The sequence below is a fragment of the Mesorhizobium sp. M2D.F.Ca.ET.226.01.1.1 genome (assembly GCF_004022705.2).
GTDB lineage: Bacteria > Pseudomonadota > Alphaproteobacteria > Rhizobiales > Rhizobiaceae > Mesorhizobium.
The window spans coordinates 1-15,067 of the sequence record NZ_RZOY02000004.1 but is presented as its reverse complement, the minus strand read 5'-3'; the positions used below and the strand labels follow the sequence as shown (position 1 = coordinate 15,067).

The 15,067-nt window shown below is 65.4% G+C and carries 12 protein-coding genes; 6 read left to right on the top strand and 6 right to left on the bottom strand.

Annotation, left to right across the window (positions count from 1 at the left end):
- Nucleotides 1-108: 108 nt before the first annotated feature.
- Nucleotides 109-1,908 carry a GtrA family protein gene (locus EN869_RS10200; protein WP_127226874.1) on the bottom strand — a complete coding sequence of 600 codons (1,800 nt, stop codon included), beginning with the start codon at nucleotides 1,906-1,908 and terminating at the stop codon, nucleotides 109-111.
- Between the two features lie 127 nt (nucleotides 1,909-2,035).
- Between EN869_RS10200 and EN869_RS10195 the strand changes: the two genes are divergently transcribed.
- The 5 genes from EN869_RS10195 to EN869_RS10175 all read left to right on the top strand — a co-directional run bounded on the left by EN869_RS10195 (nucleotide 2,036) and on the right by EN869_RS10175 (nucleotide 7,246).
- The gene (locus EN869_RS10195) at nucleotides 2,036-3,040 is read left to right on the top strand and encodes a glycosyltransferase (protein WP_127226875.1); all 1,005 of its coding nucleotides are present in this window, start codon (nucleotides 2,036-2,038) and stop codon (nucleotides 3,038-3,040) included.
- Nucleotides 3,040-3,414: a GtrA family protein gene (locus EN869_RS10190; RefSeq protein ID WP_127226876.1), complete on the top strand. Its 375-nt coding sequence runs from the start codon at nucleotides 3,040-3,042 to the stop codon at nucleotides 3,412-3,414. Before EN869_RS10195 ends, EN869_RS10190 begins: the two co-directional genes overlap by 1 nt.
- Nucleotides 3,415-3,493: 79 nt before the next feature.
- Nucleotides 3,494-4,435 (top strand): glutathione synthase, encoded by a 942-nt coding sequence (gene gshB, locus EN869_RS10185; RefSeq protein WP_127226877.1) that lies wholly within the window; start codon nucleotides 3,494-3,496, stop codon nucleotides 4,433-4,435.
- A 201-nt stretch (nucleotides 4,436-4,636) separates the two neighbouring features.
- The gene (locus EN869_RS10180; protein WP_167507024.1) at nucleotides 4,637-5,617 is read left to right on the top strand and encodes a glycosyltransferase family 8 protein; all 981 of its coding nucleotides are present in this window, start codon (nucleotides 4,637-4,639) and stop codon (nucleotides 5,615-5,617) included.
- Between the two features lie 99 nt (nucleotides 5,618-5,716).
- Nucleotides 5,717-7,246, top strand: a complete 1,530-nt coding sequence (locus tag EN869_RS10175) for a YifB family Mg chelatase-like AAA ATPase (RefSeq protein WP_127226879.1) — start codon at nucleotides 5,717-5,719, stop codon at nucleotides 7,244-7,246.
- Between the two features lie 39 nt (nucleotides 7,247-7,285).
- On the opposite strand, the gene EN869_RS10170 is transcribed toward EN869_RS10175, so the two are convergent.
- Both EN869_RS10170 and EN869_RS10165 read right to left on the bottom strand, forming a co-directional pair.
- On the bottom strand, nucleotides 7,286-7,873 hold the full coding sequence (locus EN869_RS10170; protein WP_127226880.1) for a TetR/AcrR family transcriptional regulator: 588 nt from the start codon (nucleotides 7,871-7,873) through the stop codon (nucleotides 7,286-7,288).
- Between the two features lie 30 nt (nucleotides 7,874-7,903).
- The gene (locus EN869_RS10165; RefSeq protein WP_127226881.1) at nucleotides 7,904-8,494 is read right to left on the bottom strand and encodes a DUF308 domain-containing protein; all 591 of its coding nucleotides are present in this window, start codon (nucleotides 8,492-8,494) and stop codon (nucleotides 7,904-7,906) included.
- Between the two features lie 179 nt (nucleotides 8,495-8,673).
- On the opposite strand from EN869_RS10165, the gene EN869_RS10160 reads away from it, so the two are divergent.
- Nucleotides 8,674-9,189 carry a GNAT family N-acetyltransferase gene (locus EN869_RS10160; protein ID WP_127226882.1) on the top strand — a complete coding sequence of 172 codons (516 nt, stop codon included), beginning with the start codon at nucleotides 8,674-8,676 and terminating at the stop codon, nucleotides 9,187-9,189.
- Nucleotides 9,190-9,218: 29 nt separating this feature from the next.
- Here EN869_RS10160 and EN869_RS10155 read toward each other — a convergent pair whose 3' ends face one another.
- The 3 genes from EN869_RS10155 to EN869_RS10140 all read right to left on the bottom strand — a co-directional run bounded on the left by EN869_RS10155 (nucleotide 9,219) and on the right by EN869_RS10140 (nucleotide 14,597).
- Complete coding sequence (locus EN869_RS10155; protein WP_127226883.1) at nucleotides 9,219-11,399, bottom strand: malate synthase G; 2,181 nt, start codon at nucleotides 11,397-11,399, stop codon at nucleotides 9,219-9,221.
- 249 nt (nucleotides 11,400-11,648) lie between these two features.
- Nucleotides 11,649-13,670 (bottom strand): hydantoinase/oxoprolinase family protein, encoded by a 2,022-nt coding sequence (locus EN869_RS10150; protein WP_127226884.1) that lies wholly within the window; start codon nucleotides 13,668-13,670, stop codon nucleotides 11,649-11,651.
- A 300-nt stretch (nucleotides 13,671-13,970) separates the two neighbouring features.
- Nucleotides 13,971-14,597: a CDGSH iron-sulfur domain-containing protein gene (locus tag EN869_RS10140; RefSeq protein WP_127226885.1), complete on the bottom strand. Its 627-nt coding sequence runs from the start codon at nucleotides 14,595-14,597 to the stop codon at nucleotides 13,971-13,973.
- Nucleotides 14,598-15,067 lie beyond the last annotated feature (470 nt).

The following is a 15,067-nucleotide window of genomic DNA, read 5'->3' as shown; positions in this document are numbered from 1 at the left end:
TTTATGCACAATTTCTAATGGAAATGTCGAACCGCATTTCCTGGAAGTTGATTTCCGTTTGCGCAATCGCGCGCAATAAGTCGCTGACACTGTTCTTCAGATTTGCTTTCAGCCGGCTAGCCTGACGCGGTAGAGCTCGAGCGGGCCGCCCCTGGTCGCGCTGACCGGCTCGAGCCAGTCCGGCACGCTGCCGCGCAACAGGCCGGCGAGGAAGCCTTGCGGCGCCTTCCGGGTCAGGATCTGGCTTTCGACATTGCCGGGGCAGATGGCGACCAGGCCGACACGATGCGCCTCGACGATCGCGCGCGCGTCATCGGCCGAGCCGAGAAAGGCGTCGAGCGCCATGAGGTTGCCGTCGACGTTGCGGTGATAAGGGCCGGCAAAGACGCGATGGCCGCCATAGAGGAGGACCGGCGCCCCGAGATTGGAGATCGTCAGCACGGTGGTGCCGGCCATGGCGCCGAGCGGCGCGAAGGTGGCCTTCTTCTCGCAGGTCTTGTCCATGGCGCCGCCGTCGGCGACAGCCTTGCCTTCATCGAACGCCACCGAGGCGGCGGCGGCAACGCCGGTCCAGACCGGGTTGATCGAGACCAGCCAGACGGCCGCCAGGCGCAGCGCCACGCCGAGCGACGGGCTGGCTTCGGCCCGGGCGCGCCATTTCGCGATCCACGCCGCGAGCGGAATGACCGCGAAGGCGATCGAGAAGGTGGTGCCGCGCACCTGCCAGGCGGCGACCACGAAAGCGACGATGAGCAGCGCCGCGACGAGGCTGTCCTGCCGGCGCCAGCCGCCGCGCCGGAAGCGCAGCGCCATCAGGATGATCGCCACCAGCGGCGTCGCGTAACGCGCCGCCACGCGCGTCGGATCGCGCACAAGCAATGTGAATAGCGACTGGGCCTCGTCGATGTGGTCGAGCCACAATTCCTTGAGACGCGGGTCGAGGGAGGCATAAGGCGCGGCGAGGCATTGCGGGAACAGCGCCACTACAACCACGCCGAGGATGACGCCCAGCGCGGCCACCGACGCCAGCCTGCGCTGCCAGCTGCCGGCCGCGGGCTCGATGGAGGCAATCGCCGCCAAACCGATGCCGGCGATGGCCGCGACGGCGAATTGCGCGACCGAGAAGGCGTCGCATTGCGCAGCGCCCCAAGCGGAAGGCGGGATGGTGGCGACGAAGACAAGCGCCGCGACGCTAGCGAAGCCGAGGCCAAAATCCCAGGCGATCGCCCGCTCGCCATCCGCATCGGCGACGAACAGCAGCGTCACGCAAACACCGATGGTGGCGACATAAGGAACGGTCTCCATGCCGATGGCGAGCGTCAGCGCGGCGCATAGGCCGGAAAACAGCGCGGCCCAGCGCCGGGAAGGCGCCTCGAGCAGCAGAGCGAGGCTCGCCATGGTGAGCATTAGCTGAACGTTGTGGTGATCGAGCGCGCCGGGATCGTAGATGCCGATGAAATAACAGCCGGCGCCACCGATCAGGATGGCGGGCAGCACCGCGCTGCCGCCGCCGAAGCTGCGCGCGGCGCGGGCGGTGAAGAACAACGTCGACCAAAGGAGCAGCGCCGGCCACAGCACCTGCGCCACGTCCTCGCCAAGCTGCTTGCTGCCGGTGAGCGCCGAGGCGACAAGCACGATGGCCGCGATCGGCGCGTCGACCAGCCTCGACCAGTGCATCACGAAGCCGCCTTCCAGCCCCATGCGGTATTGGTGCAGGTCGAACCAACCCTGGCCGGCAAGCAGGTCGCGGACCTCAACAAGGCGCAGCATGTTGTCGTTGTCGCCGCCGGGATCGGTCAGTTGGCCAAAACCGGACCAAGCATCGATGGCAAGAGCGAGCAAGGCAGCCAGCAGCGCCAGTATGAGGTCGGACTTCCAGGTGGCGACGCCGGTCTCAGCTGTGCCCATTGCCGTGGCCTTTGAAGGGAAAGGATGGGCTTAAACCTAGCCTTAACGGCTTCAATAAATAGTAAAACGGCTCGACGGGGCCGGCGTAAGGACGGCCTGAGGCTGGTCGGGCGTCCGGAGACCAGACATGCCGCATGCAGTCCGCCACGAGCCGGTCATCGCCGTGCTCCTGCCTTGCTACAATGAAGAGCTGACGATCGGCGAGGCCGTGCAGCGCTTCCGCGAGACCCTGCCGTCGGCCGCGATCTATGTTTACGACAACAATTCCAAGGATCTCACGGCGCTGAAAGCCCGCGCCGCCGGCGCGATCGTGGTGCGCGAGCCGCGCCAGGGCAAGGGCAATGTGGTGCGGCGCATGTTCGCCGACATCGACGCCGACATCTATGTGATGGCCGATGGCGACGGCACCTATGCGCCGGAGGATGCGCCGCAGCTGATCAACGTGCTGCAGACCGAGCGCTGCGACATGGTGGTCGGCACCAGGCGCGGCGTGACCGACGATGCCGGCCGCAACGGCCACGCCTTCGGCAACCGCATCTTCAACCGGCTCTACAAGGGCCTGTTCGGAACCGATTTCACCGATATCTTCTCCGGCTACCGGGTCTTTTCGCGCCGCTTCGTCAAGAGCTTCCCGGCTGTCTCCAGCGGCTTCGAGATCGAGACCGAGATGTCGGTGCATGCCTCGCAGCTCAAGCTGCCGGTGAGCGAGATGGCGCTCGATTACGGCCGCCGCCCGAAGGGCTCGTCGTCGAAGCTGTCGACCTTCCGCGACGGGGCCAGGATCCTGTGGATGTTTGCCATGCTGGTGAAGGAGACGCAGCCGCTGCGCTTCTTCGGTACGTTCGCGCTGTTCTTCCTGGCGGCAAGCATCGGCCTGATGATCCCGGTGCTGGTGGAGTTCGCCGAGACGGGACTGGTGCCGCGCATGCCGACCTGGGTGCTGTCGATCGGCATGCTGCTTCTGGCGATGCTCTCGATGATGACCGGGTTCATCCTCGATTCGGTATCGCGCGGCCGGGCCGAGCAGAAGCGTATCTTCTATCTGTCGATCTCGTCGGGCCGGGCCGAGCGCGCTGCATCAGGGCCGACCCTACCGAAGAGCGAGCCTGGCAAGGCCTCGCGAGCGGCATAGTGAGCCGCCTCGTCCGCTTCGCCCTTACCGGCGGCGTCGGCTTCGTCGCCGACGCTGCGGCGCTCTGGCTGCTGTTGTCCACCACGCCGCTCGGCGCGCTCTCGGCGCGCGTGCTGTCGATCGGGTTCGCGCTCTGCGTCACCTGGCAGATCAACCGCAATCTCACCTTCGCGCCGTCGAGCCGGGGCATGGCGCAGGAAGGCGCGCGCTATGGCGGGGTCGGCATCGCCACCGGCATCGTCAACTACCTGGTCTATTGCGCCGTGCTGTTCGCGCTGCCGACCCTGCCGCCGCTCGTGGCGCTAGCCGCCGCCTCGACCGCCGCCATGGCGCTCTCGTTTCTGGGCTATTCCAGGCTGGTCTTCGACCGCTGAGCTTCTGCACCAAGCAAAGCACGATTGGCAGACGCCCTCGTTTTCCTTATATCGGCGGCTGAGTTCGCCGGAGAGGAAAATGCCGCTGAAAATCGCCGTCCAGATGGATCATGTCTCCACCGTGTCGATTGCCGGCGACACCTCTTTCGCGCTGTCGCTGGAGGCGCAGCGGCGCGGCCACAAGCTGTTCCACTACACGCCCGACCGCCTGTCGATGCTGGGCGGCAAGGTGTTCGCGCGCGTCGAGGAGATGCAGGTGCGCGACGAAAAGGGCAACCACTATTCGCTCGGCGAGAAGGTGCGCACCGATCTCTCCGAGATGGACGTGGTGCTGCTCAGGCAGGACCCGCCCTTCGACATGAACTACATCACCACCACGCATATCCTCGAGCGCATCCATCCGAAGACGCTGGTGGTCAACGACCCGGCCTGGGTGCGCAACAGCCCGGAAAAGATCTTCGTCACCGAATTTCCGGACCTGATGCCGGAGACGCTGATCACCAAGGACCCCCAGGAAGTGGCGGCCTTCCGCAAGCAATTCGGCGACATCATCGTCAAGCCGCTCTACGGCAATGGCGGCGCCGGCATCTTCCACCTGCACGAGGCCGACCGCAACCTTGCCTCGCTGCTCGAGATGTTCGGCCAGCTGTTCCGCGAGCCCTATATCGTGCAGCGCTACCTCAAGGACGTGCGCAAGGGCGACAAGCGCATCATCCTGATTGACGGCGAGCCGGTGGGCGCCATCAACCGCGTACCGGCCGAGCACGATTCCCGCTCCAACATGCATGTCGGCGGTCGCGCCGAAAAAACCGAGCTGACCGAGCGCGAACGCGAGATCTGCGCCCGCATCGGACCGGCGCTCAGGGAACGCGGCTTCATCCTCGTCGGCATCGACGTGATCGGCGATTACATGACCGAGATCAACGTCACCTCGCCCACCGGCGTGCGCGAAGTGCAGCGTTTCGGCGGCGCGGATATCGCCAGCCTGTTCTGGGATTGCGTGGAAGGCAAGCGGGGGTAATTCTCTCCATAGTGCAGGTGGCGCTCCGTGCATCGCGCCCTCGATGTCGCCGGATGAGGCAACGGTGAGCCCGCGCATTGAGTGGACGATGGGCTATTTTGAGGGGTGAAATGCCAACGTGCAGGCTATGACCGGGACCGCTCTTGCCCTCTACCCGCCACGGCAGGGCCTGGCCCCTCGTTTTCGAGGAGTCGCAGTTTCGTGATAATCGTTACGGCAAGCGACAATAACTTTGTGCCCGGACTTTTTTTATTCATCTTCTCTGCTTGGATTCACAATCGCGAGGCGAAATTCGTCGTCATCGACGCAGGAATAGAGCCTGCGAGCGTGACAGAGCTTCGCCGTTTTTGTGAACGAAATGGAATTGACTGTCAGCTCATCCAAGCTGACGCCAAGCGGATTTCCGACCTGCCGACAAGAGGCAAGCTGCTGACGACTGCCACATATGCCCGAATACTCATTCCCGAGATATTGCCTGGTTGCGACAAGGCCATCTACATGGATGCAGATACGCTGGTGGTATCCGATCTCAGTGCGCTCTGGTCGGCGGACTTGGGCGACAATCTGGTCGCCGGCGTGATTGACGGCTTCGTCGAGCAGGAGGAACTCGACGACACCGAAACGTCCCGGAATGAATATATAAATGCCGGCGTTCTGGCGATGAACCTCGTCGCCTGGCGCAGGGAAGGCATTGCGGACAGGGTCTTCGCAAAGCTTCGCGAAACCGCCAAGCCGCGATATCTAGATCAGACAGCCTTGAATACTGTGGTGCGCGGACGCGTTCTTTTCCTCGGCCGGGAATGGAATTTCTTTTCAGAGCGGTATGTGGAAATCGAACGGCGGCTTCCCAAGGTGATCCACTATGCGGGATCGGCCAAGCCCTGGCGCTACAGGCGCGTGCCTTTTGCGGATGTTTTCAATTTCTACAGAACCCTGTCGGGATTGGATATCCCGGAGGGGACGCTGATTTTGAAATCCGCCCGGAGGCGCAAGATGATCCTTGGCCTTATGGGCCTGCGCAGAAAATACTGGTCCTCCGCCCTGGCGACTCACTACTATCGCCGTCGATTTACCAAGCCGCACCTGCGAGGCCTGGGTAGGATGTTCTCGAAGATTCCGTCGGCGCCGCAGCATTCGACTGCCGTGCGGGAACGAGACGCAGAGTTGCCTACGTTCTCGTAATGTTCTTGCCCAAAGCGAAAATCTGTGGTTGTCTAGCGTGATTTCATTCGCGGCCTGATCGCAGGGTCATGCGAGCCGGTATCCGGGGGTTTTGGACAAATGGTGGCGCGGGTTCGCACGGTGGCTTTCCAGGGCATCGAGGCCTTACCGGTCGATGTCCAGGTGATGGTCGGGCCGGGCAAAGTCGGCATGCAGATCGTCGGCCTGCCGGACAAGGCGGTGGCCGAGAGCCGCGAGCGCGTGCAGGCGGCGCTGCATGCATCGGGCCTTTCGATGCCGTCGAAGAAGGTGACGGTGAACCTTGCGCCGGCCGATCTTCCCAAGGAGGGCAGCCATTACGACCTGCCGATCGCGCTCGGGCTGATGGCGGCGCTCGGCGCCATACCGGGCGATATGCTCACCGGCTATGTGGTGCTCGGCGAATTGTCGCTCGACGGAACCATCGCCGGTGTCGCCGGCGCGCTACCGGCTGCGATCGGCGCCAATGCCGAAGGCAAGGGCCTGATCTGCCCCTTCGCCTGCGGACCGGAAGCGGCCTGGGCGGGCAAGGATTTCGACATATTGGCGCCGCGCAGTCTGATCGCCATCGCCAACCATTTTCGCGGCACGCAAGTGCTGTCGCGGCCCGAAGCCGGCATCCAGCTGGCAGCGCGCGACCTGCCGGACCTCGCCGACATCAAGGGCCAGGAAAGCGCCAAGCGGGCGCTGGAAGTGGCGGCCGCCGGCGGCCACAATCTGCTGATGGTCGGGCCGCCGGGTTCGGGCAAGTCGATGCTGGCGCAGCGCCTGCCCTCGATCCTGCCGCCGCTGGCGCCGAAGGAACTCTTGGAAGTCTCCATGATCGCTTCCGTGGCGGGCGAGCTCGGCGAGGGCAAGCTGACCGACCGGCGGCCGTTCCGCGCCCCGCATCATTCCGCCTCGATGGCGGCGATGGTCGGCGGAGGCCTGAGGGTCCGGCCGGGCGAGGTGTCGCTCGCCCATCACGGCGTGCTGTTCCTCGACGAGTTTCCGGAATTCTCGCCGCAGACGCTAGACGCATTGCGCCAGCCGCTAGAGACGGGCGACTGCATGATCGCGCGCGCCAACCACCGCGTCACCTATCCGGCGCGCATCCAGCTGGTGGCGGCGATGAATCCGTGCCGCTGCGGCATGTCGGGAGAGCCCGGCTATCGCTGCCTGCGCGGCGACCGCTGCCGCACCGAATACCAGGCGCGGATTTCCGGTCCGCTGCTCGACCGCATCGACCTTCGGATCGAGGTGCCGGCGGTCTCGGCGGGCGACCTGATCCGGCCGGACAAGGCCGAGACAAGTGCTTCGGTGGCGCAGCGTGTGGCCCGGGCGCGGGCCATGCAGCGCGAGCGGCTGGAAAAGCTCGGCGCCGGCGCCACCACCAACGCGCATTGCCCGCCTTCGATCATCGAGGAGATCGCAAAGCCCGATACGGCCGGCCTGACACTGCTCAAGGACGCCAGCGAGAAGCTCGGCTTTTCGGCGCGAGCCTATCACCGGGTGCTCAAAGTGGCGCGCACGCTGGCCGATCTGGACGCCAGCGAGACCGTCGGCCGCATCCATCTCGCCGAGGCGATCTCCTACCGAATGAGCGCCGAGCGGATGGCGCAGGCGGCGTGAGCCCGAAGGCACGCCGGATCCGCCCTGACCGATTTCACGTCAATCGGTTGCCGGGATCAGCTTCTGCAGGGTCGGCGCAAGGATCATGCCGAAGGTCAAGACATCGCCATAGGCCCGCGCGGAAAGCATCGCCCCGTGCACGGTCGCCATGAAGGCCTCCGCCTCGACGCGCGGCGCGGCGGCGATCGTCAACGTGCCTTGCGCGGCGCCCCGCTCGATGACGCCTGTCAGCCAGCCCGACAGAAACTGGAAATAGGCCCGGACTCCGGCGGCAACTTCCGGCGGCAGGACCGGAAGCTCGCTCGCCAGCAACGCGCACACGCAAAACGGCCGGCTCGCGTCCTCGATGCACTGGGCCCAGAAGCCGGCATAGGTTCTAAGCAGCTCGGGCGGCTCGGGCACATTGCGCTCCAGCTCCGTCATGCCCGTGACGGCCTCCTCGAGGTAGCGCCTGACCAGGGTTTGCACGAGGTCGACCTTGCTCGGGAAATGATGATGGATGCTCGCCTTGCGGATACCGACCACTTCGGCGATATCGGCGTAGCTGAAGCCGTTATAGCCGCCGGCGACGATGAAGCGTCGCGCGGCGGCCAGGATGTCGTCGGCGGTGTTCGAGGGCTTGTCCATAGGCCTGCCTAACCTCCGGCTGAGAAAATCTCAACGCGCGGCCTGCGGCGACTTGCGGAGGATATCGCTTACCGACAGCCACACGGCGGATACGAGGAAGTAGAAGGCGCCGAAAGCGGCATAAGGCGCCACGTTGGCGATGCTTATGGCCTCCGTGTCGCCGGCCATCTTGACGAAGAACAGGCCGGCCAGCGCCGATTGGGCACCGCTCAGGATCATCGCCCACTGAGCGCCGTTGGTCTTCCAGCGACGAACCGCCGTCAGGAGCTGAAACGCGCCGGACATCGCGGCCCAGACACCATAGACCGCGAGCACCGCGTTCATGCTGTGGCCAAGCGCGATGGCGACCGCAATCGCGGTGATGATGCTGACGACGAAATTGAGCAGCTGCGACCTGTTGCGGCCGAGCCCGCCGCTGCGCTGCGCGTCGACATAATTCGCAAGCGCGTCCCACAAGGGGTAGGCGACCAGCATGACGGCGGCGAGCGGTGACACAGTCTTGGCGACGGTGAAGGCCGCCAGGACCCAGGCCGCCGATACGGCGAACCGCAGATAGTAATAGCTTTTGAGCCAGGCGTTTGAGGATCGCGCGGGGCTTTCAAAGCTTGTTTGTGCAGACATGACGGACAACCTTTCTTTGATGTTGTTGCCTACCTACTAGTAGGTATATCACAATCCGTCAAGAAATTTGTGGGGCGAGGCATGGGCGTCCGCTCCTCTTTGAATCTTTGACCACGTTCGCATTCGCACCCCGAAAAGCTGCGTGGTATGAATGGAGCGGATCCGCGCGGGGGCGAGGGATGATTTCAGTTCTGCCGGCACGCAGCGCCGAAGATTTCGAGACCTTGGCAGGGCTCTGCCGCAAGCTCGCCCAGTGGGATGTCGACGCTTCGGCGCCGCACGGCGTCTCGGCGGCGGATGTGAGAGCCCTCTTTCACCCCGAAACCAGCGGCTCCAAGCTGGCCGCGCAATTCGGCGCGCCGGATGCCATGGCGTTCGTTGCCCGCTCCGGAGACTTGCCGGCGGGCTGCCTCGCCTTCGATCCGTTCGGCGAAGGCACGGTGGAGCTTCACAGGTTCTTCGTCGACGCTTCCTTCCGGGGGCAAGGCATAGGCCGTGCGCTGATGGGCACCGTCCTGGCTGAGATCGACAAAGGCCCGGCCCGCACGGTGCTGATCCACACCACCTTTTATATGGAAAGCGCGATCACCGTGTACGAGGCATTCGGCTTCAGGCCCTGCGCGCCGTTTCGCGACACCCCGCCGCATGTCAGGCACACGGATGTCTTCCTGTCGCGGGCGGTCAAAGGCGCGTAAGGGCCGCAGCCGTCGACCAGCCGGCAGACTCAGGCAGAGCCCTGCCTGTCCCGCGCCTTCAGCTCCAGCCGCCGCGCATGCAGCACCGGCTCCGTATAGCCGTTGGGCTGCGCGGTCCCCTTGAACACCAGGTCGCAGGCGGCCTGGAAGGCGATGGAATTGTCGAAGTTGGGCGCCATCGGCTTATAGAGCGGATCGCCGACATTCTGGCGGTCGACGATCGCCGCCATGCGCTGCAGCGAATCCCTGACCTGGATCTCCGAGCACACCTTGTGGCGCAGCCAGTTGGCGATGTGCTGCGAGGAGATGCGCAGCGTGGCGCGATCCTCCATCAGGCCGACATCGTTGATATCGGGCACTTTCGAGCAGCCGACGCCCTGGTCGATCCAGCGCACGACATAGCCCAGTATGCCCTGCGCATTGTTGTCGAGCTCGCGCTGGATCTCGTCCGGCGTCCAGTTCGGCCGCACCGCGACCGGTACCGATAATATGTCGTCGAGCTTGGCCTTCGGCCGGCTCTTCAGCGCTGCCTGCACGGCGTGCACATCGACCTTGTGATAATGCGTGGCATGCAGCGTGGCGGCCGTCGGCGACGGCACCCAGGCGGTGTTGGCGCCGGCCTTGGGATGCGCGATCTTCTCAACCAGCATCGCCGCCATCAGATCCGGCATCGCCCACATGCCCTTGCCGATCTGGGCGTGGCCGGCGAGCCCGCATTCCAGCCCCGTATCGACATTCCAGGCTTCATAGGCGGAGATCCACGCGGCCTGCTTCATGTCGCCCTTGCGGATCATCGGGCCGGCTTCCATCGAGGTATGGATCTCATCGCCGGTGCGGTCGAGGAAGCCGGTGTTGATGAACACCACGCGTTCTCTCGCCGCGCGGATCGCCTCCTTGAGGTTGACGGTGGTGCGCCGTTCCTCGTCCATGATGCCCATCTTGATGGTGTTCTTCGCCATACCGAGCAGGGCTTCGACACGGTCGAAAATCTCGACGGCGAAGGCGACCTCTTCCGGCCCGTGCATCTTCGGCTTCACCACATACATCGAGCCGGCACGGGAATTGGCGCCACGGCCGCCCTCGCCGACATCGTGCAGCGCGATCAGCGCGGTGATGGCGGCATCCATAATGCCTTCCGGCACCTCGTTTCCGTCGCGGTCGGTGATCGCCGGGTTGGTCATGAGGTGGCCGACATTCCTGACCAGCATCAGTGAGCGGCCAGGCAAAAGCAGCTGGCCGCCATTCGGCGCCGTGTAGCGGCGGTCCGAATTGAGCTTGCGGACAAAGGTCTTGCCGCCCTTGGTGATTTCTTCCGCGAGGTCGCCCTTCATCAGGCCGAGCCAGTTGCGGTAGACGACGACCTTGTCCTCGGCATCCACGGCCGCGACCGAATCCTCGCAGTCCTGAATGGTGGTCAAGGCAGATTCCAGGATGACATCGGCGATGCCGGCCGGATCGGTCTTGCCGATCTGATTGGCACGGTCGATCACGATCTCGATATGCAGGCCGTTCTTGACCAGCAGCACGGCTTCGGGATTCTCGGCATCGCCGCGATAGCCGGCGAACTGTTTTGGGTCGGCCAGCGTCGTGGCGCCGGCGCCCTCGCCGAGTTTCAGCGCGCCATTGGCGACCGAAAGCCCGTTGACCCCCGCCCATTTGCCGGTGGTGAGCGGCACGGACTGGTCGAGGAAATCCTTTGCCCAGACGATGACCTTGGCGCCGCGCGCGGGGTTGAAACCCTTGCCCTTCTCGGCGCCGCCCGTCTCGGGAATGGCGTCGGTGCCGTAGAGCGCGTCATAGAGCGAACCCCAGCGGGCGTTGGCGGCATTGAGCGCATAGCGCGCGTTCATCACCGGCACGACCAGCTGCGGCCCGGCCACGACGGCGATCTCGGGATCGACATGCTCCGTCGAGACGCTGAAGGCCGGCCCTTCCGGCACCAGATAGCCGATCTCTGTCAGGAAGGTCTTGTAAGCCTCCATGTCGATCGGCGCGCCGTTTTCGCGATACCAGCCGTCGAGCTTTTCCTGCATAACATCGCGTTTGGCGAGCAGCGCGCGGTTCTTCGGCGCTAGGTCGTGGACGATCGCCGAAACGCCCTCCCAGAATTTTTCCGGATCGATGCCGGTGCCGGGCGCGGCTTCCTTGGCCACGAAGTCATGGAGCTCCCGGGCAATCCGCAACCCGGCGATCTCGATGCGGTCGGTCATCAGCACGTCTCCAGATAGGTAGCTCGCCGGGCCTTTGGCATGTTTGGGGTTGCGGGGTCAATTCGGCTTAGGGTGTAGGGAGCGCGGCCTTCTCCTTCTCCCCTTGTGGGAGAAGGTGGATCGGCGCGCAAGCGCCGAGACGGATGAGGGGTGTGCCAGCGGAGTGAGACGCTGGCTTTCCCTGGAACACCCCTCATCCGTCGCCTTCGGCGACACCTTCCCCCACAAGGGGGGAAGGGGGAGGCTGTGCTACACCGCAATCCGCGGCCGTCCCGACGCCACTGCAACCACATGCGCCTCGATGAACATGCGCTGGCCTTCGATGGTCGAGACCTTGAACTCGGTGGCGACGTCGATCTCGGCGCTGTCGGTGCCGGCGTCTTTCGCGCGCTGGGCGGCGAGCGCGCGCACATCGGTCTCCGCCGCCTCGATCGCCTTCGCCTCGTCGGTGAAGTCGCGCACCGTCTGGCCCGAGGCGAGGCGGAACAGGCCTTCCTTGGGCTGGCTGACGCGGGCCTCGGCCGAGACGCGCACCTGGCCGACCACGGCGCCGAGCGCGTTGGCGACGTCGGTGTCTTCCGGCACGATGCAGCCATTGCCGATCAGCGGCGGCAGGCCGGCATAATGCAGCGGCGCCGAGGCGCCGAGGCCGATGACCGGGCGATCGAGCGCGACGGTGAAGCGGGCGATGCCGGGATGGGCATCGACGGCGCGCTGCACCAGCGCATGCGCGACTGTCGCCGCGCCATCCAGTCCGTCCTCGGCGAAAGCGGTTTCAAGGATGTATTCGGCCGACCAGCGGGTCAGCGTGACGAGCACGCGCTCCGCGATCGCTTCCGGCGTCGCGGCAATCGCCTGGCCGCGGCCGTCGCGGCGGCGCGAGAACAGCTCGGCGCCGAGCCTGGCCGTCGCGGCGTCCCAGTTCGACTGTTTTCCTACGACATGGGCGGCGTCCGATGGCGTGAAGCCGCAGATATGCACGAGACCGCGCGCGACCAGCCGGTTCAGCGTGGCATTCTGGGCGTTGGAGGTAAGCAGCCGGTCGAGCGCCAGCGGCGTGGCGCCGATCGCCTCGTAGAGCTTCGCTTCCGGCGCGGTGAGGCCGGCGGCGAGGCGATCCGGCACGCCGGTGCGCACGGCAAAGCGCCCATCCATGCGGCCGGGATTATTCGCGCGGAGTTGTCTTTCCAGTTCGACAATTATCGCCTCGCCATGCACCATGCCGGCCAGCGCCAGCGGCACCAGGCGGCGCGGTCCGAGCAGGATTTTCGGGTCGAGCGCCCCGTCCTCCAGCGCCACTTCGGAATCGCCGCCAAGGCCGAAGGTGCGCATGGCGACGGCCTCGACCATGGTGCGGAAGCCGCCCACTGTGGCGCCTTCCGGATCGAGCCGCGGCCGGCCGCCATCGAGCACGGCGACATCGGTCGTGGTGCCGCCGATGTCCGACACCATGGCGTCGTCCAGCCCGGTCATGTGGCGGGCGCCGACAAGAGAGGCGGCCGGGCCGGACAAAATGGTCTCGATCGGCCGCTGGCGAGCGAAGGCCGCCGAGACCAGCGCACCGTCGCCGCGCACCACCATCAGGGGCGCCGCGATGCCGCGCCTGGCGAGAAAGCCTTCGGTGGCCGCGACCAGACGGTCGATCATCGAGATGAGGCGGGCGTTGAGCAAGGTGGTGAGCGCGCGGCGCGGGCCGCCGAGCTTGGCCGACAATTCGTGACTGGCCGTGACCGGCAGGCCGGTCTTTTCGCGGATCAGGTCGCGGGCGGCGAGCTCATGCGCAGGATTGCGCGTGGCGAAATAGGCGCAGACGGCAAAGCCCGACACTGAACGCCCAAGCTCCGGCAGCGCTGCCTCGAAGCCGGAGAGGTCGAGCTTGGCCGCATTGCCGTGCACGTCATGGCCGCCGGGGCAGAACACCACCGGATCGGTGCCGAGCGCCATCTTCAGCCCGTCGCGGGCAAGGTCGGCCTCGGAAAAGCCGATCATGATGAGTGCCACGCGCCCGCCCTGGCCTTCGACCAGCGCGTTGGTGGCTAAAGTCGTCGACATCGAGACCAGCTTGATCGCGGCCGGATCGGTGGCGGATGTCTCCAGCACCGCGTCGACCGCGCCGGAAATGCCGACGGCAAGGTCGTGGCGCGTGGTGAGCGACTTGGCCTTGGCCAAGACCTTGCCCTTCGGGCTGCCCTCTTCCGACCACAGCACCGCATCGGTGTAGGTGCCGCCGGTGTCGATGCCGAGGAAGAGAGGGTGAGGCTTGGCGGTCATTTTTGGGCGGCGATCCGGGCAAAGAGTTTGATGCGTGCCCTTAGCCGATACGGGCTGGCGGATAAAGACGGGAGGGATGGGCCAGGGGGCGTCGGGGCGTTCATTGAGACGTCGGCACGAGGCCCCCCTCTCTGGCCTGCCGGCCATCTCCCCCTCAAGGGGGGAGATCGAAATTCACGCCGGCTTTCGCCAATCGCCAATGTTGCAGAAGAGTCGCCGGCGCCGAAACTGCCAATCTCCCCCCTTGAGGGGGAGATGCCCGGCAGGGCAGAGAGGGGGCCGTCGCGCCAGCCTCCTCGATTACCCCACAAACCCCACCCGCTTATGGCTCCCATCACAGAACGGCTTGTTGGCCGAATGCCCACAGCGGCACAGAAACACCTTGGTCGTGCGCGCGATGGTATGTCCGGTGCCGGTGACGATCTCGGCATTGCCTTCGACCTTGAGCGGGCCGTTGACGGTGGGCGTGACCTTCAGCGGGCCGTCACGGGCCTCCAGCACCTGCGCTTCCTTCAGCGGCGGCTCGCCGGTGGCGGAAAAGCCGGCCTTGATGTGGCTGTTGTCGCAGAACGGCTTGTTCTGCGACAGGCCGCAGCGGCAGAGCGTGGCGCGGAAGAAGGTCTCGTCGCCGAGCACGATCTCGGCATGCACCGCCAGCGGGCCGTTTTCCCTGAGACGCACCGTGTTGACGACCGGCGGCTTCTCCTGCGGCCCGCCATCCTTGCGACGATAGGTGATCGCGCCCGACGGGCAGTTCTCCGCCAGCGCCACGACCTGCTCGACGCTGGCCGCTTCCGGGTGGATCCACTCGCCCGGCGCGTTGGGCACGAAGACATGCGGGTTGCCGAGCACGCAATTGCGCGAATGGATGCAGCGCTTGCCGCTGAAGGAAACGGCGATTTTCTCGCTTTCGACCGTGCCTGCCATTTGGGTGGGTCTCCTGTTGGCGTGGAGACGAGGCTAGGGCGGCGGTGAGAGGGGCGTCAAGCTGAGAGGATGGGCAGGCTTTCCCTTCTCCCTTGTGGGAGAAGGTGGCTCGGCGCGCAGCGCCGAGACGGATGAGGGGTGCTCCAGCCTGGCGAAGACGCTCGCTACAAGCGGTGCATCAGGCAAACCGCCGTCGCCTCGTTCCTTCCAGCACCCCTCATCCGGCCGCTTCGCGGCCACCTTTCTCCCACAAGGGGCCTGTTGCGCAGTCATCGCGACCTAGCGCGCGGAGCGGTTTGGCCGTGAGGTCTCGCTCTGTTTTGGCTCTTGGGGTGGAGTTTGAGGGTGGCGATGCGGCCTTAGGCCGGATGCTGGACGCACCTATGGCGTGATGGCGGCCCATCGGCGCATGTTGAAGGCGATCGCTGCCATCGTCACTTGGGCTGCGGCCTTGGCCAGTCCGACATAGC